This is a genomic window from Algibacter sp. Ld11 (genome assembly GCF_045066735.1).
Classification (GTDB): domain Bacteria; phylum Bacteroidota; class Bacteroidia; order Flavobacteriales; family Flavobacteriaceae; genus Algibacter.
Genome location: NZ_JBISHH010000026.1, coordinates 157,924 through 180,559, shown reverse-complemented (window position 1 = coordinate 180,559; position 22,636 = coordinate 157,924). Strand labels below are relative to the sequence as shown.

Here is a 22,636-nt window from a genome sequence, read left to right as displayed (position 1 = left end):
TTTTTACTTATCGTAAAAACCTTTAGGGTTTACATTCTCATAATTGTGGGTTAAAAACCTTAGCGTATTCTTAAGGATGTCTCCCATGTTTTTACACCTTTTAAACTCTATATCCTGAGTGTAATCGAATATTTTAGACTTTAATAAACTAATATTTTCCTCTGTAGAAATAGTATCGTCGTTCATACAAGACAATAATTCATCTATTCGATCTCTATAACTTTTTAATCGTTTTACTAAAATAGAACGCTCTTCAATTTTATATTGATCTATAGAAAATTTTTGCACCCGCTCGGTAACTAATTCTACCATTTTAAAATTTTCTTTAAAAAACTGAGGCCTATATATATTGAGTTTTCCTTCGTAAGATTGCTGATCGAAATCTATAGCACGAATTTTATAAACTACATGATCAAAATCGTGAGTAGGCACAATAACGTAGTTGTACGATCGCATATCGCCCAAAAGTCTAATCATGCAACGCTCATTAAACTTCACAAACTCTTTAGCTATTTGTGTTTTTTCAGATTTACTACATTTTGGTAAAAAGTTTTTTATAAACTCATCACCCGGAATACCTGCAATATGCTCTTCAATTAATGTGTTTTCATAAATTAAAAAATTCAAATTATAAGGAGAAAGCATGTTCTCTAATTCTAGTCCGTATACACGAGATGCATCGGCCGTTTTGATATAAAAATAAGTGTAATTATCGTTTAATACATTACGTATTTTAATACGAAAAGGTTTGGAGTTTCCGAAGGTGCAAAAATCTATGGCATCAACACTTAAAAACTGAAAAATATTCTCGTTACCATCAGAATGGAGAATTGTGTAAACCTTTTTTAAAGACTTCTCAATTTCTTGACGTTCGAACTCATTGTAATAAACGCGAATCCAAAGCGTATCATTATCGTCCTTATCATAAACCACTATCGAACCTTGAAAGCGCAACAAATCGTCATAAAAAATCGGGATTTTTGTGTTTCTATTATATTCTAAGAGGTAGTTATGTAACTTTTCTGTAATAGGAAACGATGGTTTCCTTTTAGATATTTTTAAATCTTCCATAGCTTGTAAATATATCTAAAAATAAAATATTTTCAGCGAATTAAAATAATCTACTCACTTTATTGTTCAATCTTGTTAAAAGATTAAATTCATAATGATTCTACAATTACATATATTTCTATCTTTTATTCCTTTTCTTGTAACAAATTAGAAAACGGGTCGTCGTACTAAAAAACTAACATACGCTGGCGAAAAAATGCCAGCTTTAAAAACTACATAGTTTGGAATCTATACTAACCATCAAGAATCTCACAAAAAAATTCGGTTATTTAACGGCCGTTAAAGATTTATCTTTCACCATTAACAAAGGCAATGTTTACGGCATTTTAGGTCCTAATGGCAGTGGGAAATCAACCACATTAGGTATTGTTTTAAATGTAGTAAATAAAACAGAAGGAAGCTTTCATTGGTTCGATGGCAACACCTCAACTCACGATGCTCTAAAAAAAGTGGGCGCCATTATAGAACGGCCTAATTTTTATCCGTACATGACGGCTGCACAAAACCTTAAACTTGTTTGCAAAATAAAAGGTGTTGGCTTAAATAAAATTGAAGAAAAGCTAGAAGTTGTTGGCCTCTTAGATAGAAAAGACCATAAATTCAGCACCTATTCTTTAGGTATGAAACAACGCTTAGCCATTGCTTCTGCTCTCCTAAACGATCCTGAAATATTAATATTAGACGAACCTACAAATGGTTTAGACCCACAAGGTATTCACCAAATTAGAGAAATCATTAAGCAAATTGCTGCAAAAGGCACTACTATTTTATTGGCTTCGCATTTATTAGATGAAGTTGAAAAAGTGTGCTCGCACGTTGTGGTTTTGCGTAAAGGTGTAAAATTGTATTCTGGCCGTGTAGATGAAATGATTTCGAGTCATGGCTTTTTTGAATTGAAATGTAACAGAGAAGACGATTTACTTGCTTTTATTGAGCAACATCCATCGTTTGCAAATACAAAAACAGATGGAACATTAATTACTGCTTTTCTAAAAGAACCGCTGAGTTCTGAAGATTTCAATAAACAACTTTTTGAAAAAGGTATTATTCTAACTCATTTAGTACAGCGTAAAGAAAGTTTAGAAGAACAATTTTTACAATTAACCGATAACAACTAATACAAGCAAAACACATGTTCCGACTTTTAAACCTAGAATTACAAAAGCTTTTATTAAACCGAACTAGCAAAGTTTTAATTTTTGTATCGTTTATTTTACCTTTTTTCGTTATTCTTTTATCATCTATAAAAATAAATGTTTTTGGATTTTTCACATTAGAACTTGGTGAATTAGGCGTTTTTAACTTCCCAATAATTTGGCATTTAACCACTTTTTTTGCTTCACAATTTAAATTCTTTTTTGCTATTGTGGTAGTAAGCATGATTGGTAATGAATATAGCAACAAAACCATAAAACAAAACCTTATTGATGGCTTAAGCAAAAAGGAGTTTATTTTATCTAAATTCTACGCTATTGCTTTCTTTTCGCTTATTTCAACGGTGTTAATTGGGCTTATTTCATTATGTATTGGTTTGTATTACTCAAGTTATAACGAGTTCGGTATCATTATAAGAGAAACAAACTTCTTGTTAGCTTATTTTGTAAAACTATTAGGCTTTTTTAGTTTATGCTTATTTCTAGGCATGTTAGTAAAACGTTCAGCATTTGCTCTAGCATTCTTGTTTATTTTATTTATTTCTGAATGGATTATTTTCGGGTTAATCACCTGGCAATTCGATCACCATATTGCAACTAATATTCAGAATTTCTTTCCGTTACAATCTATGTACAACTTAATAGAACAACCTTTTCAACGTGTAGCTATGTCTAAATTCCCAGAAAAGGCAGAACTAGCCTATGATTATTTAGTGCATTGGTATGAAATCGCTATAGTTCTAGGCTGGACCGCTCTATTTGTATTTTTATCGTTTAAATTATTAAAAAAGCGCGATTTATAATATATTTGGTAGCTATTGCTATTAATTAGATGAAAAAAAATATATTATTCGCTTTATTTTGTTTAGCAGGATTTAGTATCTATGCTCAAAGTGAGGCCTCTACATGGTATTTTGGCTATAACAGTGGTGTTAAATTTGATTTAGCATCTAACAACGTAACTACATTGACCAATGGAGAACTAAACACCTTTGAAGGTTGTGCAACCATATCAGATGAGTTTGGCGATTTACTATTCTATACCGATGGCACAACCGTTTGGAATAAAAACCACGCTATCATGAACAATGGTAGTGGCTTATTTGGAGATCCATCCAGTACGCAGTCGGCGATTATTGTTCCAAAACCAAATAATGATGATATTTATTATATTTTTACCGTAGACGACCACAATAATAACGAAGCACATTTTGGTTTAAATTACTCTGAAGTTGATATAACACTAAATGGCGGTTTAGGTAGAGTAACCAACAAAAACGTAAATTTATTAAATGATTGTTCCGAGAAAATTACCGCAGTTTTAAAAGATTGCATTACAAATTCTATTTGGGTAATTGCTTTTGCTCCAGAAGATGGAAACCTAGGGGTGTTAGATACATTTTATGCTTATGAAGTTGACGCTACTGGGGTATTAAATGCCCCAATTAAGTCTACATTTACACTCCCAACCCCTTTATTTATAGATTATCGTGGCTATTTAAAACTTTCGCCAGATGGTACAAAAGTGGCGTGTAGTAGTGTTCAAAACGGACTATACCTTTACGATTTCGATGTTGCTACGGGCATAGTTAGTAACCAAATGCGCATCCCTATAACTGGTGCTGCAGACAAAGCTTACGGGTTAGAATTTTCGCCAAATAGCGAGTTACTTTATGCTAGTACGTACAACGATTTTTCAGACAACAACAACCAAGCAGCTAATGAAGACCCTAATAATCACGAATCTAAATTAATTCAATATAACTTACTTGCTCCAGATATTGTAAACTCTGCCATTACCTTAGACGATAGGCGTCTTTATAGAGGTGGTTTACAACTTGCTCCAAACGGAAAAATCTATAGAGCGCTAAGTGCCACTTATAGACAAGGGCTTCCTTATTTAGGAGTAATAAACAATCCAAATAGCATAGGAACAGCCAGTAATTATCAACACAACGCTGTTAACTTATCGCCCAACTTATCCTCTCAAGGTTTACCTCCATTTATTCAATCTTTTTTCAACACAAAAATTGATATTATTAAGAATTCAAAAAGCACTGTTAACCTAGACTTGTGCGAAAACGACACCTATACCCTAGCTGCCGATGATATTGCTGGGGCTACTTATACTTGGTCTATCAATGGTTTACCACTTACTGAAACCAGTGCTAGTCTCTTTATTGATGCAAGCGGACATTATGAAGTTTATATCGATCCAAATAACGGAGACTGTGCCTTAGAAGGTGAAGCTTATGTAAACTTTAACGAAAACCCAGAGGCTTTTAATTACATCCTGCTACAATGCGATGAAGATGGCCTAAAAGATAACAGAACCACATTTGTTTTAAACGAAGCCAACGAGGTTTTAACAGGAAATGTATCAGGATTAGCAACACGTTTCTATACAGATAGCGCCAGAACTATGGAAGTAGATGGCGCAGCTTATAATAACATATCTAACCCGCAAATTATTTATGTTGAAGTTTATAACACAGAAACATCTTGTTTTGATTATTCTGAATTAACCATTGCGGTAAGCTCAACAGATTCGAAAGATGCTGAATTAATTTTATGCGATGATGATGGTAACGAAGATGGTTTCCAAACCTTTAATTTAAACGATGCTGATGTACAATTAACGGATGGCTTGCCTTCTGGGTTAACCATTTTATATTTTGAAAATTATAATGATGCGCTATTAGAAGAAAACAATTTAAATAGCACTTACACCAATACAACAGTATACAATCAAACTATTTATGCCCGTATTGAAAATGCTAATAACTGTTACGGAATTAGCGAAATAGAACTCACAGTTAACAAACTACCGGAAATAGAGACCGAAGCTTTATTCTATTACTGCTTAAATAAATTCCCAGAAACATTGGCTATTAATGCGGGTGTACTAAATGGCTCTTCAAATAATTTCACTTACAATTGGTCTAACTCAGAGAATACATATTCTATAAATATTAATGAAGCAGGCATATATAATGTTACTGTAACAAACGCTGTTGGCTGTTCTAAAAGCAGAACAATTACTGTTGAAGGCGCTAATATTGCTAGCATAAATAATATTGAAGTTAAAGATGTTTCAAAAAACAACAGTATAACCGTTATAGCTTCTGGAGAAGGCGATTACGAGTATAGATTATTAGATAGTAATAATGTTGTAATTGCTCCATACCAAAGTGACCCCGTTTTCGAAAATGTATTTCCTGGTGTTTATACCGTATCTGTAAACGATACAAAAAACGATTGTGGTACTGTTAGCGAAAAAGCGTATGTTATTGGTTTTCCAAAGTTTTTTACACCAAACAACGACGGTTTTAATGATACTTGGAGAATTTATGGAATCTCTCGAGACAACCAACCAAACTCAAAAATTTTAATTTATAATCGCTACGGTAAATTAGTAAAAACATTAAGTCCAAAAGATACTGGTTGGAATGGCCGCTTTAATGGCTCATTATTACCTGCTGATGATTATTGGTTTGTTATTCAATTGGAAGATGGCCGTATACATAAAGATCATTTTTCATTAAAATATTAACTTTTGAAAATAAAAACACTCTCCCTCTCTATCTTGATGAGCCTTGCTTTTCAACTAGATTTTTTTGCCCAAAATCCTACAGATTGTAGCGATGCCGTAATAGTATGCGGAAACTCAAACATTAACTTAGACGTTAATGGTATTGGTAAACAAGAACTAGGTTTAGGACAAAACTGTAGCAGTCAAGAAAACCAGAGTGTTTGGCTAAAGGTAACCCCCGTAACCGATGGAACACTAGGTTTTACACTAAAACCTTCTAGTAGTTCTATAAACGAAGATTACGACTTTTTTGTATTTGGCCCTAATGCTGATTGTACTAATTTAAATTTCGCGATTAGATGCTCTACCACTAACCCTTCCTCTTCTGGAGCGAGCAATAATTTCACAGGTATGAATGCCACAGAAAGCGACACCTCTGAGGGTCCAGGCGCAAATGGTAATAGCTTTGTGAGCTGGCTTAATGTAAAAGCTGGAGATACTTATTTTATTGTTATAGATAGACCAATTGGCAATAGCCCCTTTAATTTGGAATGGACAGGAACTGCAGAATTTTCAGAACCACCAACCGATGCTTCAACAGTAAGTTCTGTTTCTAAAAATCTAGAAAACTGCGATATCACAGTACCTTACAACGATGGTTTTACAGCATTCAACTTAGAAGAAAACACACCAATTATTACAGGAACACAAACCGATGCGGCAATTACTTATCACGATTCTGAAAGTGATGCAATAATAGGTATTAACCAAATTAGTTCGCCATATACAAACACTGCAAGTCCGCAAACCATATACGCCAGAATTACAAACAATTCTACAGGGTGTTTCGAAATATCAGAATTTGACCTTATTGTAAACACAGGCCCAAATTTTATAAAACCTACGGATTATGTGCTTTGCGATAATCTAGATGATGGTAATGATAAAAATGGACGAACAACTTTCACATTGTCTTCAAAAAACAGTGAAATTCTAGATGGCCAAGAGCCTAATAATTTCAATATTACTTACTATGAATCTTCTTTGGATGCTGAAACAAAAAATGCACCACACCCCAATTCATATTATAACAAAACCGCATTTAATGAAGACGTTTTTGTTCGTATTGAAGATAAAGCTAATCCGCTATGTAGAAGTATTACTTCGTTCAGTTTAATCACAAATGCCAATCCAGAAGCTTTTAATGCTTCTTTACTTCAATGTGATGAAGATGGTGTAAGTGATGGTTTCACAATCTTCAATTTAAACCAATCTGAAGCAGATTTAACAGGTAATGCCCCCGACAGATCCGTACGCTTTTTTACAGATAGCGGCAGAACTTCAGAAGTAAATGGAGACACTTTTTTAAACACCAAAAACCCGCAAATTATTTATGTAGAAGTTACAAATACAGTAACCGGGTGTTTTAGTTACAGCGAGTTAACATTAGCAGTAAGCATAACAAACTCAAACAATGCCACACTTTCATTGTGTGATAATGATGGCGTCGAAGATGGCTTTGAATCTTTTAATTTAAACGATGCAGATAACCAAGTTATTAACGGCCTTCCTACTGGGTTAAATATTTTTTATTATGAAACCTATAACGATGCCTTACTCGAAACAAATGAATTAAACAGCAATTTCACCAACACGTTAGCCTACAACCAAACTATTTTTGCCCGAGTAGAAAATGCGAACAATTGTTATGGTATTAGCGAGGTTGCACTTACCGTTTCTAAATTACCCGAAATTGATTCTGAGGATTTACTATATTATTGCTTGAACACATACCCCGAAAACATCGAAATTAATGCAGGGTTAAAAAACGACTCCCCTGATAATTACAGCTATAGTTGGTCTACCGGAGAAATAACTTACGCTATAAACATTAACCAAGTTGGCACTTACAACGTTACCGTAACAAACGCTACGGGATGCTCTAAAAGTAAAGCAATAACTATTGAAGCTTCTAATATTGCAACTATTAACGATATAAAAGTCGAGGATGTTTCTAAAAACAACACGATTACCGTATTAACTTCTGGAGAAGGTAGTTACGAATATCGTTTACTAAACAGTAATAATGTAGTTGTGGCGCCGTACCAAAGTGAGATTGTATTTGAAAACGTCCGCCCTGGAGATTATACCGTATCTGTTAAAGACACTAAAAGCGATTGCGGTGTTATAAATGAAACAGTATATGTAATAGGTTTTCCAAAATTTTTCACACCAAACAATGACGGGTTTAATGATACTTGGCAAGTTTATGGTATATCGAGCAGCAACCAACCAAACTCCGAGATTACAATATATAACCGGTTTGGTAAGTTAATTAAGACACTAAAACCGACAGAAAACGGTTGGAATGGACGCTTTAATGGTTTTAAATTACCAAGCGACGATTATTGGTTTTTAATTAAACTTGAAGATGGTAGAATATTTAAAGATCATTTTACGTTAAAGTATTAATCTAGTAGCGCTAAAACCTTATTAAATTGTAGTTTACCTTAATTTTTTAAATTTCAATTGAAAAACAAATACTTTTAGCACATTAATAGCAACAATTCAAAACCCTGATAATAGCCTACCCAACCATGAGATCTCTCTACGCCTTTTTTATTATACTCTTATGTTGTAGCCAATTTACTAACGCACAAAAAATATCTGTAGATAGCGGGATGCCATTGCAATCTCTAGTTGAAGATAATCTAGTAGATGGTTGTGTGGATATTTCTAATGTGCAGTCGGCCATAAATGGGTCGCCATATGGTTTTAATAGTTATGGATATTTTGAGCGTGCAAGCTCTAATTTCCCTTTTGAACGGGGTATTATGCTTTCAACGGGAGCAGCAAATTCCGGAGGAAACTCTCTTGTTACACCTACATTAAGCGAAGGTTCTTCCATCTGGGGTACCGATCCCGATTTAGAAGCAGCATTAGGCACTACAAATACATTAAACGCAACATCAATTGAATTCGATATTGTGTCAATTTCAGGACAATTTCAATTTAATTATTTATTTGCATCAGAAGATTACGATGGTATAAACCCATGTCAGGTTTCCGATGGTTTTGTATTTCTTATTAAAGAAACAGGAAGCGCTGCCCCTTATGAAAATATAGCCATTCTTCCTGGGACAACAACACCCGTAAATACAAGTACCGTACACCCCAATTTATTACCTGCCTGCGCTGCCGAAAACGAGCAATATTTTGCAGGTTATAACATTGGAGATACAAACTACGTAGGTCGAACCACAGTGCTAACTGCTTCTACAACAATTACACCTTATGTATCTTATCACGTAAAGTTAATTATTGCGGACCAAACAGATGGTACTTTTGATTCTGCCGTATTTATTGAAGGTGATAGTTTTAAAATATTAGATTTAGGTGAAGATATTACAAGTTGTGAAAGTTCAGCGCTTCTAGATGGCGATATCGATAACCCTTTTGCCACATACAAATGGTTTAAGAATAATATTGAAATTCCAGGAGCTTTAGCAACTACATATACCGCTATTGAAAGTGGAACCTATAAAATTGAGGTAAGTGTTTCGTTAAATGGAAGCACGTGTATTGAAGAAGATGAAATTGTTGTGGTACTAAATACCGAAGAACAAATAACACCAATTACAGATTACGAGCTCTGCGATGACAGCAGCGGTGACGAAATAGAAACTTTCGATTTATCAACAAAAACGGCGGAGTTAGTTGCAAATATTCCGTTTACAAACTTTACCTTCTCTTATCACTATTCTGAAACAGAAGCACGAACCAACGTCAATAGAATATTAACACCAATACCAAATACATTATCAAATCCGCAAAATATTTTTGTACGAATTGAAGATTCAGATTCTGGTTGTTTCGCGTACACTAATTTCGATTTAGTAGTTAATCCGCTACCTGTTATAAATACACCTTCTACTTTAGAAGTGTGTGATACAGATAATTTATCTGATGGTTATGCCATAATAGATTTAACGCAAAAAGATGCTGAAATTAGTGCAGGAGACAGCACGCTTTTAGTAACTTACCATTACAGCCAAGCCGATGCAGATACTGGTGCAAACCCAATACCTACGCCATATCAAAACCTGAATACGCCCAACGAACGCGTCTATGTACGAGTTATTAATCCGGTTACAGGCTGTATAAATCAAACTGTACTGAATGTTGAAATTACAATTAGTCCTATTGTTAATCGTGACACTCAATATATTGATGCCTGCGACGGCGATCAAGATGGCTCTGCAAATTTCGATTTAACCCAAGCTTTAGATGATGTTCTAGAGGGCTTAACTGGCGTAACGGCTACTTTTCACGAAAGTATTGATGATGCCCAAACAGGAAGCAATCCGGTAGCAGACGAAACAAACTATCAATACACCAATGCTGATGCTGAGCCAGGATACCGCATTCTTTATATCCGTATTGTAGACGATTCTACGGGCTGCCCGACCATTGTTCCTCTCGAAGTGCATACCAATTTACTTTTAACAGGTACAGATACTGGTTTTTTTGCGCTTTGTGATACCAATGAAGATCCAGACGATTTATTACAATTCAACCTAAACTCTGTACAAACCTTCATTGCTAACGAACTCCCAAACCCAATTAGTGTAAACTTTTTTGAAGAAGAGTCAGATAGAGATGCCAACATCAACATGCTTGATAAAACGGTTTTATATACAGCAGAAAATCCAACAACATTATTTATCACTATAGAAGATACTGATAGTGGATGTTCTGAGTTTTCAGATATTACATTAGTAATTAACCCAGTTTTATTGTTCAACCCAACCATACCACTTCCTTATTGCGATTCTGATGATGACGGATTTGTTAGTATCGATTTACACTCATTAGACAGCACGGTTCTAGACGGCAACCCTGATTTTGAAGTAACCTATTTTGGAGAACTTACACACGCAGAAAATAACACCAACCAATTACCTCCATTTTATACCAACACCAATAGTTTAGAAACTATTTATGCGCGTATAGAACATATAGCAACCGGTTGTGCTACAATTAATCCTTTTGAAATTGAAATTCTTTTAGCACCAGCTGCTACAGCGCCTTCTGCTTTTATGATTTGTGATAATGATGATGATGGCTTTTCTATTATTAATTTAGAAGATAAAATGTCGGAAATTGTCGCAGACCCTTCGGTTACCGTATTTAATTATTACACCACTTTAGACGATGCTAATAATTTCACAAATCCAATAGATACACCTACGGCATATAATACCAACACTCAAACCGTTTATGTAAGAGTAGAAAGTAGTGCCAGCACCACAGGCTGCTACAACATTATTGAACAAGAAATTATTGTAAATACCCTACCTAACCCACCTACCATTACAAATTACCAAATATGTGAAGTTGATGGAGACCGAACAGCAGATTTTTTATTGGTTGAAAAGGATACTGAAATTTTAAACGGGCAATTAGGAAAAGAAGTTTTCTATTATGAAGATGCTGCACTATCTATGCCAATCGATAAAAATAGCATTTACAATAATATAACACCATCGCAAACTATATATGTTCGTGTTGAAAATATAACAGATGCCAATTGTTTTACCGACACCTCTTTCACTATACAAGTGGCGCCAGAACCGGTTTACAATGCGCCAGCGCAATATTTAATTTGCGATGATATTAGCAACGATGAAATTGCAGTTTTCTATTTAAATACAAAAACACAAGAAATTACAAACGGATCGCCAGATGTGTTGAACATTTCCTATCACACCACGCAACTCGATGCACAAGAAAATACCAACGCGTTAACAAGCTCTAATTATACCAACGTTGTAAATCCACAAACCTTGTTTGTACGTATTGAAAGTGACGACTCGTTATGTTTTGTGGTTGAAACTTTAAGTTTAAACATTATTTCGGCACCCGATATATCGGAAGTTGCAAATGTTTTAACAAGTTGTGATAATGACTATGATGGTATTACTACTTTTAATTTAGAAGATGCTGAATTTGAATTATACGACAGAATTCAATCCAACTTAGAAATAAACTACTTTGAAAACCTTGATGATATAAGTGACAACGGTTTCGATAACACCAATGAAATTACAAATCCAACAGCGTTCAATTCTGCTGCACAAACCGTATATATAAAAGTCACCAATACACTAACGGGTTGTTTTAGTGTAATACCTCAAGAATTAGAAGTAAACTTACCACCAGCTACATTAACGGTAGGTACCATTGCTATATGTGATAATGATACGGATACTTATGATTTGTCGCAAGTAGACGTGCGTTTAGTAGATGATGTAAACGCTGTAACAATTTCTTATCATGAAACAGAAATTGATGCTACTACCAATACAGCACCTCTAGCCCCTATGTATACTTACAGCAACCTAAATCAAACATTCTATGCACGAGTAACAGATATTGATAATACTTGTTACATTGTAACTTCATTCAACTTAAGAGTTTATATTAATCCACGTGCCTCTAATACGCCCGCAGATTTAACAGAATGTGATGATAATTACGATGGCTTCTTAGAATTCGATTTAACCAACGCTAACCCAATTATTTTAGGTAGCCAAAACCCAAGTACACATAGCATTACATATTACAATACGGTTACAGATGCCGATGAAAAGATAAATGCTTTAAGTAATTTTTACGTCGCAGAGAATGGGGAAACTATTTATGCGAGATTAGAATCTACCTTAACTACTTGTTACGATATTACTCAGTTTACCACTTACGTTAATCCTTTACCTGTTATTGAGTTAGATGACATAATTCCAATTTGTAATGGAACACCTATTACTGTTAGTGCAGAAACAGGACAAGCTGGAGACACCTATTTATGGTCCACAGGAGAAACAACGCCTGAAATTACAATTCAACCAGAAAATCCAGGGAATTATAATGTAACGGTCACTAGACCTTACACCTCAGGAAATTCATGCTCTAGCTCCGCAGATTTTGTTGTTGCTCAATCGGATGCTGCAATAATTGATATTGCGCCTCCAACAACTAACTTTACAGATCCAAATAGTATAATTGTAAATATTCGTTCAGGTGGCATAGGAGATTATGTATATATTTTAGATGATGGTGAACCACAAACTTCCAACATTTTTTCTAACGTACCTTATGGAGAGCACTTGGTGACTGTTAGAGATTTAAATGGCTGTATGGACGAAACTCGACCAGTTTTTATATTTGATATTCCAAAGTACTTTACACCAAATAATGACTTGTATAACGATACCTGGCATGTTGTTGGCGCCAACCAATTACCAGGAACTGTAGTATTTATTTATAATAGATACGGAAAACTATTAAAAACGTTAACACACGACTCAGACGGTTGGGACGGTACTTTTAACGGACAACACCTACCTGCCGATGATTATTGGTATTTAGCACAAATTGTTCAAGATGGAAACGCCTTCGATTTAAGAGGTCACTTCGCTTTGAAGCGCTAAAAGGAAGACATTTTCAACTTAAATATTTAATTTCTTTAGGGTTTTATTATTAACTAATAACCTTCAGGTTTTTACCCACTTTAATAAAAGCATTAACGGCTTTATCAATGTGCGCTTTAGTATGCGCAGCAGATAGTTGCACTCTAATTCGGGCCTTATCTTTTGGTACTACAGGATAGAAGAAACCAATAACATAAATACCTTCATCTAAAAGTTGATTTGCCATATCTTGAGAAAGCTTAGCATCATACAACATAACCGGAACAATTGCGGCATCTGCTCCTACTAAATCGAAACCTGCCGCCTCCATTTTACTTCTAAAATATTTTGTATTCTCTTCTAATTTATCGCGAAATGAAGTGTCTTTTTCTAACATTTCAAACACTTTTAATGAAGCACCTACAATTGCTGGAGCTAAAGAGTTTGAAAACAAATATGGACGTGAACGCTGACGTAACATAGCGATAATTTCTTTTTTACCAGTTGTAAAACCACCCATAGCTCCTCCTAAAGCTTTACCAAGCGTACCCGTGATAATATCTACACGGCCTAATACATTTTTAAGCTCAATAGTACCTCTACCTGTTTTACCAATAAAACCAGAAGCATGACATTCATCAACCATAACTAAGGCATCATACTTATCTGCCAAATCACAAATTTTATCTAGTTCTGCAACTACGCCATCCATAGAAAACACACCATCGGTTACAATAATTTTAAAACGATGATTTTGTTTATTAGCTTCAATAAGTTTAGCTTCTAAATCACTCATGTTATTATTAGCATATCGGTATCTCGCCGCTTTACATAAACGTACACCATCAATAATAGAAGCATGATTTAATGAGTCGGAAATAATAGCGTCTTCATGATTTAAAAGCGGTTCAAAAACACCACCATTTGCATCAAAAGCGGCAGCATATAAAATGGTATCTTCACAATGAAAAAACTCAGCTATTTTAGACTCTAATTCTTTATGAATATCTTGAGTTCCACAAATAAAACGAACAGAAGACATACCAAACCCATGCGTATCCAAAGTATCCTTAGCCGCTTGAATAACTTCTTTATTATTTGATAATCCTAAATAATTATTGGCACAGAAATTAATAACATCGTCGCCTGTTGATACTTTAATAACAGCATCTTGAGAACTTGTGATAATACGCTCTTCTTTGTACAAACCTTCATTTTTGATGGCTTGCAATTCTTCTTTTAATTTATCTTTTATGCTTCCGTACATGGTTTTATTTTTATGCTATTAATTTACTATTGTAATACAACTCTAACTTTTCAATCATAACTTTAGTCATGTTTTCTAAGTTATAATTAGGTTGCCAGTTCCAGTCTTTTTTGGCCTGACTATCATCTATACTATTTGGCCATGAATTTGCAATATCTTGTCTAAAATCAGGTTTATAAGTTATTTCAAAATTAGGCATTGTTTTTTTAATGACTTCAAAAACATCCTTTGGAGCAAAGCTCATTCCTGATAAATTATAAGATGTTCTTACTGATATTTTCTCTGCAGGTGCATCCATTAATTCTAAAGTTGCTTTAATAGCATCATCTATAAAAATCATTGGTAAATGAGTTGAAGCCTCCAAAAAACAATCAAATGTTTCATGTTTTACTGCCTTATGAAAAATATCTACAGCATAATCTGTAGTGCCTCCTCCTGGCATAGATTGATAACCAATAACACCTGGATATCTTAAAGAACGAACATCCAAATCATATTTTTTATGATAATAATTCGCCCAATTTTCTCCGGCTACTTTACTCATTCCGTAAACGGTTAAAGGCACTAAATTAGAATCCTGAGGCGTGTTATCCATATCAACATCTTCACCAAAAACGGCAATAGAACTCGGGTAGAACACTTTTTTAATACCGTGTAACCTCGAAACTTCTAAAACATTAAAAAATGATTTCATGTTAACATCCCAAGTATTCATTGGGTCTTTCTCACCATTAGCAGATAAAATAGCAACCAAATGAAATATTTGAGTAATCTCATATTCCAAAACCACTCTTTTAAGCGCATCAAAATCTGTTGCATCTAAAACTTCAAAATGCCCAATAAAATCCGGATTTACTCTCAAATCTGAAGCGATAACATTTTCTGCTCCATATTTTTTCTTGAGCTCAACGGTTAAAACGGTACCAAGTTGGCCACCTGCTCCAGTAATTAAAATTCTTTCGTGTTTCATAACCAAATCTATTACAGAACAAAATTACCAAAAACAACAATTACACAATTAATTAAATGCTATATAAACAATAAATAAGTATTTTTATCTTTTAAAACGAAACAGCACCATATTATTAACTAAACCAATTCGTTTTAATCTTTTTAAACAGGAAAATTATCTGCACAAATGGAAAAATTAGACGACATAGACCTTCATATTTTAAGAATTTTACAAAAAGATTCTAAAAAAACAACAAAGGAAATTGCCAAAATATTGCATTTAACGGCTTCACCAGTGTACGAGCGTATTAGACGTTTGGAAAACAAGGGCTATATAAAAAAATATGTGGCTTTGCTTAACAAAACACAACTAAACAAAGCGGTAACAGCCGTTTGCATGGTATCGCTACGGTACCATAACGAAGGTTTTATAGAAAAATTCGAAAGTCAAATTAAGGCTCTTAAAGAAGTACAAGAATGCTACCATATGGCTGGAAAAGTAGATTTTTTCTTAAAAATTAATCTAGAAAGCCTTACCGACTATCATGAGTTTGTCCGTCTTAAATTATCCAAAATTGAAAATATTGGTGTCTTAGAAAGTTATTTCGTTTTAAAAGAAATACATTCGACTACTGAGTTTTATATATAAACTGATTTAAGAAAAGATAAAGCCTCTGATTATCTCAAAGGCTCTACTAACACAATAACTAAAAAAATTAACATCAAACTACTGATGTATAGTTAAAACGGGATTGTTATGTATGTTCTCAAGTATTGAAATAACTCTAGATTTACACAACCCAATTTTTCTAAGTAGATCTGGTTTTTTGTCTACCACACACATAATGCTACTTAAATGAGATATAGCATAAGTTTTTAAATTCTCAGATTTTGCTGTAAATTCTAAGATTACAGTTTTGTCTGTTTGATTTTCTAAATGATTGCAAAGCAAACTTATGTGTCTACTAGTTTTGTTTGGCATGTCTTTCTCGTTTGTAAGTGCCAAGACAGTAATGATATAATTGGTATTTTTAAAGGTTTCTAAAAAGCTGTCAATTTCATTAGTTCTTACTTCTTCAGTAAAATTTGATGCTATGGTTAAATTTATTTTTTTGTTCCTCGAAGCATATGGCGGAACAATTAAAACGGGGCAAGTTCTAATTTTCCCAACAATGGATTCTATGTTTTTACTAATTTTAGCATTGCCCTTTAGCACAATTAAATCAACATTGATACGCTCTATATGTTTTTCCATAGCCTTTACCAGACTTAAACCTTCCGAAATAACATGATATTCGTGCTTTTCATTATTTTTTTTTACAGCAAACTCATTCAGTAGATTGCCCAAATGAAGTAGAGATTCATCTTTTGGTTCTTCAAACCATTCATCATCGGCCTGTAACATTTCTATAGCACTTAAACCTCCTGTGCCATAATTATAAACATTAAGAAAGTAAAACGCACAGACCTCATTTTTGAAGAGTTCTGTAATATAATCTATAGCCTTGTAACTATTTGTAGAGAAGTCTGTGGGAATTAAAATCTTTTTCATGTTTTCTAATTATTTAAGTTTATACCGCATTAATAATTTATAAATATGCGTTTCAAAAGCAGTAAACTCCTGCAGCAGCAGTTTATATTGTTCTCGCTTTTTTTCATGCATTTTAGATCGTGCTTCATTATACTCTGTTTTACCGTATTCAAATTCAATTTTTAAATCCTGACTATACTTGCAGAAAGTGCCCATAACTAAAACATTTTTTCGCCTTAGTGCTTTTATTAAATTTTCAACCGATGGGCTTTTAATTAGCCGTTTTTCTAAAACACTAAAGCAATCTAACTTGTTATTAAATTGCTCTAATGTATAGAGCCAAAGATTTAATTCTTTTAAATCTTTTTGAATGCAAAGTCGCCTCTGATTGTCTATTCTATATAATAAAATATGGTCCAATAATTTATATAAATTAATTACTATTACTTTTTTTACAATGTTAGTTTAGCATGTATAGCTCCAAACACCTCATCTTTTAATCGTCTGTATTTATCGATGTGGTATAGATAACTTCTTCTATAACTTTCGTGCTCGGTGATGTACACCATATCACATTGCATATCATCACATTCAATTAAATTAGAGCGTAATAACACATATTTATTAAGCGCAGTAAGCAAGGTTTGGTTTTCTATTTGTTTTTTAGATAGTTTATTTAAAACCCCATCCGCTTCTGCGTTCTGACTTATAGCACGGTAAATAGCAATTAAATTATTCAGTTCTGTTTGAATATATTTAATATGATTTATCCAATTATCGAGTTCCGTTGTATTGATTTTATGTGTAATATCCACATCGGAATCATGATCATAAATTTCTAAATGTTCTGCTTTCATTATTAAAAATTTTTAAATGATTAGGTTTAAAACTTCAGTGATTTCTTCTTGATTCACTTGGGCTATTTTTAAATGATGTCTTCCTCCAGGAAAATCCCAAATAAGAGTATCACCTTCGGCATAACCAATTAAAGCCGCACCCATAGGCGCTAAAATTGAAATTTTATTCTTGCTTACATCGCGATCGGTTGGAGTAACTAATTGCAATGTTTTCTCTAAGCCATTTTCAAAAATTAAAGTTGCCTTACTATTAAATCGAATAATATCGCTTGGCATGTTTTCATGATCTACTATTTGGGCTTCCCTTAGCTCTTCACTCAATTTTTGTAGAGAATTTTGAACTTCAAAATCTCCAGCATAACCAGACACATTTAGTATGCGCTTTAAATACACGTACTCTTTTTTTTCTAAAATTAAGCTTCCGTATTTCATTACTATATGCCTTTAAATTTTAACCAGATTGAGCATTATATTTTTATTTCGTTGGCCTCTAAAGCTTTTTCTAAACTTATAGACACATTGGATACCGTGTTAAAAAACCGTCTGCCGTCCTTACGCTTTACGCTAATTCTCGTTTCTCCATTATCAATTTTTTCTACATCTGTAATTACAACTTCCTCTCCTAAGGCCTTCTTATAGTCTGCAACTCCATTTCTTTTTATTATAAAATTTGCCCGCGGAAATTTAATGTGTTTATACTTGCTTGTTGAAGGGTGCCCAATCTCAATAACATCACCTACTTTTAGCGCTGTCGATTTACTTCCATCATCTTGAGCATTAATTGCTAAACTTCCTAAAACCATAAAACTTGCTAATACATACTTTTTCATAAATACTTCCTTTTAAAATTAATTTTTCTCTTTTTTTAATAATTACTTTATAATAGGCAACGTTTGTGCCATGAGAATTATTAGCAAGTCTAGAAATGCAAAAACCCTTTACGTATAAAGGGCTTAGCTAATATTTTAAACAAAACATATGAATTTTAAAATCGGTACAAAATTACCCAGTTGAGGAGAAACGCACCAGTAAAAAGATATTATTCTGTTAGTTTTTGACGAATAGTTTTTCTATCTATTTGAAGAATTTTTGCAGCCTTGGTTTTATTATTACCCGTTGACCGCAATACTTTTTCTATGTATTTTTTTTCAATCACTTTAAGTGGTTCAAACTCGTTATCGCTAAACTCTAAAGTGTATTTTAAATGCTCTGGCAAATGTACCACATCAATAATTTTATCGCACATAATTACAGCACGCTGTATTACATTCTCTAACTCCCTAATATTCCCTGGCCAATTATATCTATTTAAAATAGCTAAAGCTTCGGGTGTTATAGTTACATATCGATCCTTATATTCAACACCGTATTTAAACAAAAACTTATCAACTAATACAGGAATATCGTCCTTACGCTCTCGTAACGGTGCAACATGTATTTCTACAACAGTTAATCTATAAAACAAATCTTCTCGAAAGTTTTGCTTCTTAATCATATCGCGCAAATCACTATTTGTCGCTGCAATAATTCTAATATCAATTTTTTCTGCTTTTTGTGCACCAACTTTAATCACTTCTTTTTCTTGTAAAACACGTAACAAACGAAGTTGAACTGCTACCGAAGCATTGCCTATTTCATCCAAAAAAATAGTACCACCATGAGCCGCTTGAAAAAAGCCATCTCGATTAGTATCGGCTCCTGTAAATGCACCTTTTACATAACCAAAAAGTTCAGCTTCCAATAAATTTTCGGGAATAGCACCGCAGTTTACCACAATAAATGGTGCTCGAGCAAATTTACCTTGGTAATGTATAGCACGAGCCACAAGTTCTTTTCCGGTGCCACTTTCACCGTTTATAAAAACAGTAGCTTTATTATTTTTAATACGTTCAATTATTTGAATAACATCTTGTATTTTTTCAGAATGACCAATAATATCTCCATAGGCTTTATTTTTTTCTTCGGAAGGTTTAATCGCTTTAAAATCCTTTTCGTTAGAAATGGCCATCGATTTATTAATTGCGGCTTTAAGTTCCGCTCTCGTGAATGGTTTGGTTAAATAATCGACCACACGAGATTTGATAAATTTAAGAGAATCTTGAACCGACGGATAGCCCGTCACCACCAATTTCGGCAATTTAGGATAATGTTCTGATACAAATTTAATGAGTTCCGCTCCATCAATTTCGGGCATTTTTAAATCTGTAATTAGCAAATCTATTTTAGTATCACGCAAAATAGTAACGGCCTCTTTTACGGAAACCGCTTTGTAAGTATGATAATTCCAAGACTGTAAATGCCTTTGCAATAGTTCTAGAATATCGACATCATCATCAACAATTAATATGTTTTCTTTACGTAATAGCATGCCTTAATTTTTTGGTAAAGTCATTGTAAATATAGCACCTTTTTGTGGTCTGTTTTCTGCTTTTATAGTGCCTTTGTGAGATGCCACAATACCATGCACAACGCTTAAACCAAGACCAGAACCATCTTCCATGGGTTTTGTGGTAAAAAAGGGCTGAAACACTTTTTCCAAAGCTTCGGGTGTAAAACCCGAGCCTTCATCCAATATTTTTAATATAATATTATTATCTGTTTGAAATGCTTCTATAGTGACTAAACCATCTTTTGGCGAGAAGTAAATAGCATTCATAAGTAAATTGAATATTATTTGAGTCAATTGAATAGGATCTGCCTTTAACCAAAGCGTTTCATCTACTATTTTTACTTCGTATTTAACTTGCTCTTTTCTAAAGGAAGCATCGAGCAATTCGATAGCACTTTTTATAATGGGCACGAGATTAACCCGTTTCATTTCTTGAGGCATTTCGCAGGCAAAAAACATTAATTTTTTTAATACTTCTCTAGAAAAAATGGCATTATCTATAATTTTACTTAAATCGCCTGATACTTTTTTATCACCCGAAAAATCAGATTGTAGCAATTCGGCAAACCCTAAAATATTCGCTAAAGGTGTATTGAGTTCGTGAGCAATTCCAGCGGTTATTTCGCCCAGTATCGCTAGCCTATCGGCATGTTCTACTCGCCTTTTTAAAGCAGCTTCACTATTTTGAATTTCGATACGCTCGAATAAATCACCAACTTTTAAAGCCACATTATCTATCAGTAATTGTTCTTCAGTTAAAAAATCTTCAGCTTTAAAATTAGCTGCGTTTAAACTACAAACAATATGGCCTTTAACCTTGTTAAAAATTTTAATATTCGATTGAATTGAAACAACCTCTTCGCTATGGTTGCCCGTCTGCATCGTTAAACTATTCACTGTAATATGAACACCCGTTTTATTGGGATACAAAAATGCTTTTTGAAGACTTTTAGCAATAGCCTCCATAGTAGCTTCAATATATTCCGGATTAGCATTACTTATGCTCGATGATACCTCATAAAGGCAAGTGAGCTCTTTTATGCGTTCTTTTAATGCTTCGGCGGTTACTTTACTCATCTTTCATTTTTACTTTAGAAACCTTTATAATTACATGTGTTTACAAACTTCATTTTAATGTATTAAAATACAATATTTAAATGCTTTCCTAAAATAATATCGACTTGAAATTTTCTTTAAATATTACTCTTCAATCAAAAGTATTCAAACACATCTTCAATTTATTAAGTGAAAACTTAGCCTTGTTATTAAACAAAAAAAAAGACCGCTTTTTCAAGCAGTCTTTCTTCATATTAAAAAAAATATTTTAAAATACTCTTAGTTATAATTTGATGTGCTTACCTCAAAAGTAGCATCTTTAGCCGCTAAGTAACGCTCTGCATCTAAAGCAGCCATACATCCTGTACCTGCAGCTGTAACAGCTTGGCGGTACACGTGATCTGCAGCATCTCCACAAACAAATACACCTTCAACATTTGTTAAAGCACGACCTGGTACATTTTTAATATATCCTGTTTCGTCCATATCAATAAAATCTTTAAAGATATCTGTATTTGGTTTATGCCCAATAGCTACAAAAAATCCTGTTGCAGGAATTTCATGAGTTTCTTTTGTTTTGTTATTTGAAACTCTTACGCCAGTAACAACTTGACCGTCACCTAAAACTTCTTCTGTTTCCGTATTGAATAAAATTTCAATATTTTCTGTGTTTTTAACACGAGTAGCCATAATTTTAGACGCTCTAAATTCGTCACGACGCACTAACATTGTCACTTTTTTACAAAGTTTAGATAAATAGTGAGCTTCTTCACAAGCAGAATCTCCTGCACCTACAATAACAACCTCATGGTTTCTATAGAAAAATCCATCACAAACTGCACAAGCAGAAACACCTCCACCTAACTTTAAATATTTTTGTTCAGATTCTATACCTAGATATTTAGCCGAAGCTCCTGTTGAAATAATTACGGTATCACAGTGTATTTCTTTGGTATCATTCACCCAAACTTTATGTACATCTCCAGAGAAATCAACTTTAGTAATCCAACCATCACGTACATCAGTTTCAAAACGTTCTGCTTGTTTTTGTAATTCCATCATCATTTGAGGTCCCGTAACTCCTTCTGGATAACCTGGGAAATTCTCAACTTCATTAGTGGTTGTTAATTGTCCGCCTGGTTGTATTCCTTGATATAAAACAGGACTCATATTGGCTCTTGCTGCATAAATTGCTGCTGTATAACCTGCAGGTCCAGATCCTATAATTAAGCATTTTACTTTTTCAATTGTATCAGACATAATTGCTATTAAATTTTGGTTAAGACCAATTTAAATATGAAATCGGTATAACAAAAGTAGAATTTTTGATTGAATCCTTACGTAGAAGTTATCAACAGT

At 33.7% G+C, this 22,636-nt stretch carries 17 protein-coding genes; 6 read left to right on the top strand and 11 right to left on the bottom strand.

What is annotated here, in order from left to right; translation table 11 throughout:
- Positions 1 to 3: 3 nt before the first annotated feature.
- The gene (locus ACJJV4_RS17515; RefSeq protein ID WP_405296690.1) at positions 4 to 1,071 is read right to left on the bottom strand and encodes a hypothetical protein; all 1,068 of its coding nucleotides are present in this window, start codon (positions 1,069 to 1,071) and stop codon (positions 4 to 6) included.
- A 221-nt stretch (positions 1,072 to 1,292) separates the two neighbouring features.
- Between ACJJV4_RS17515 and ACJJV4_RS17510 the strand changes: the two genes are divergently transcribed.
- The 5 genes from ACJJV4_RS17510 to ACJJV4_RS17490 all read left to right on the top strand — a co-directional run bounded on the left by ACJJV4_RS17510 (position 1,293) and on the right by ACJJV4_RS17490 (position 13,247).
- Positions 1,293 to 2,189, top strand: coding sequence for an ABC transporter ATP-binding protein (locus ACJJV4_RS17510; protein ID WP_405296689.1), 897 nt, complete (start codon positions 1,293 to 1,295; stop codon positions 2,187 to 2,189).
- A 14-nt stretch (positions 2,190 to 2,203) separates the two neighbouring features.
- Positions 2,204 to 3,028 (top strand): ABC transporter permease, encoded by an 825-nt coding sequence (locus tag ACJJV4_RS17505; protein ID WP_405296688.1) that lies wholly within the window; start codon positions 2,204 to 2,206, stop codon positions 3,026 to 3,028.
- A 29-nt stretch (positions 3,029 to 3,057) separates the two neighbouring features.
- Complete coding sequence (locus ACJJV4_RS17500; protein ID WP_405296687.1) at positions 3,058 to 5,778, top strand: T9SS type B sorting domain-containing protein; 2,721 nt, start codon at positions 3,058 to 3,060, stop codon at positions 5,776 to 5,778.
- A gap of 3 nt (positions 5,779 to 5,781) precedes the next feature.
- Positions 5,782 to 8,229 carry a T9SS type B sorting domain-containing protein gene (locus ACJJV4_RS17495; protein ID WP_405296686.1) on the top strand — a complete coding sequence of 816 codons (2,448 nt, stop codon included), beginning with the start codon at positions 5,782 to 5,784 and terminating at the stop codon, positions 8,227 to 8,229.
- A gap of 125 nt (positions 8,230 to 8,354) precedes the next feature.
- Positions 8,355 to 13,247: a choice-of-anchor L domain-containing protein gene (locus tag ACJJV4_RS17490; RefSeq protein WP_405296685.1), complete on the top strand. Its 4,893-nt coding sequence runs from the start codon at positions 8,355 to 8,357 to the stop codon at positions 13,245 to 13,247.
- Positions 13,248 to 13,296: 49 nt separating this feature from the next.
- Here the strand turns inward: ACJJV4_RS17490 and kbl are convergent, their stop codons facing one another.
- Entirely contained in the window at positions 13,297 to 14,493 is a 1,197-nt protein-coding gene (kbl, locus tag ACJJV4_RS17485) for a glycine C-acetyltransferase (RefSeq protein ID WP_405296684.1), read from the bottom strand.
- Between the two features lie 10 nt (positions 14,494 to 14,503).
- A complete protein-coding gene (locus tag ACJJV4_RS17480) occupies positions 14,504 to 15,463 on the bottom strand; it encodes an NAD-dependent epimerase/dehydratase family protein (protein ID WP_405296683.1) in 960 nt (319 codons plus the stop codon).
- Between the two features lie 168 nt (positions 15,464 to 15,631).
- On the opposite strand from ACJJV4_RS17480, the gene ACJJV4_RS17475 reads away from it, so the two are divergent.
- Positions 15,632 to 16,093: an Lrp/AsnC family transcriptional regulator gene (locus ACJJV4_RS17475; protein ID WP_405296682.1), complete on the top strand. Its 462-nt coding sequence runs from the start codon at positions 15,632 to 15,634 to the stop codon at positions 16,091 to 16,093.
- A 78-nt stretch (positions 16,094 to 16,171) separates the two neighbouring features.
- Here ACJJV4_RS17475 and ACJJV4_RS17470 read toward each other — a convergent pair whose 3' ends face one another.
- The 8 genes from ACJJV4_RS17470 to trxB form a co-directional block, all read right to left on the bottom strand.
- Positions 16,172 to 16,996, bottom strand: coding sequence for a universal stress protein (locus ACJJV4_RS17470; RefSeq protein ID WP_405296681.1), 825 nt, complete (start codon positions 16,994 to 16,996; stop codon positions 16,172 to 16,174).
- 9 nt (positions 16,997 to 17,005) lie between these two features.
- Positions 17,006 to 17,191 carry a hypothetical protein gene (locus tag ACJJV4_RS17465; RefSeq protein ID WP_405296680.1) on the bottom strand — a complete coding sequence of 62 codons (186 nt, stop codon included), beginning with the start codon at positions 17,189 to 17,191 and terminating at the stop codon, positions 17,006 to 17,008.
- Between the two features lie 236 nt (positions 17,192 to 17,427).
- Positions 17,428 to 17,832 carry a hypothetical protein gene (locus ACJJV4_RS17460; protein WP_405296679.1) on the bottom strand — a complete coding sequence of 135 codons (405 nt, stop codon included), beginning with the start codon at positions 17,830 to 17,832 and terminating at the stop codon, positions 17,428 to 17,430.
- Positions 17,833 to 17,844: 12 nt separating this feature from the next.
- Entirely contained in the window at positions 17,845 to 18,264 is a 420-nt protein-coding gene (locus ACJJV4_RS17455; RefSeq protein WP_405296678.1) for a GreA/GreB family elongation factor, read from the bottom strand.
- Positions 18,265 to 18,299: 35 nt separating this feature from the next.
- Positions 18,300 to 18,662, bottom strand: a complete 363-nt coding sequence (locus ACJJV4_RS17450; RefSeq protein WP_405296677.1) for a hypothetical protein — start codon at positions 18,660 to 18,662, stop codon at positions 18,300 to 18,302.
- Between the two features lie 209 nt (positions 18,663 to 18,871).
- Positions 18,872 to 20,200: a sigma-54-dependent transcriptional regulator gene (locus ACJJV4_RS17445; protein WP_405296676.1), complete on the bottom strand. Its 1,329-nt coding sequence runs from the start codon at positions 20,198 to 20,200 to the stop codon at positions 18,872 to 18,874.
- A gap of 3 nt (positions 20,201 to 20,203) precedes the next feature.
- Positions 20,204 to 21,298: a sensor histidine kinase gene (locus ACJJV4_RS17440; RefSeq protein ID WP_405296675.1), complete on the bottom strand. Its 1,095-nt coding sequence runs from the start codon at positions 21,296 to 21,298 to the stop codon at positions 20,204 to 20,206.
- Between the two features lie 258 nt (positions 21,299 to 21,556).
- Complete coding sequence (gene trxB, locus ACJJV4_RS17435) at positions 21,557 to 22,537, bottom strand: thioredoxin-disulfide reductase (protein WP_405296674.1); 981 nt, start codon at positions 22,535 to 22,537, stop codon at positions 21,557 to 21,559.
- Between the last annotated feature and the right edge of the window lie 99 nt (positions 22,538 to 22,636).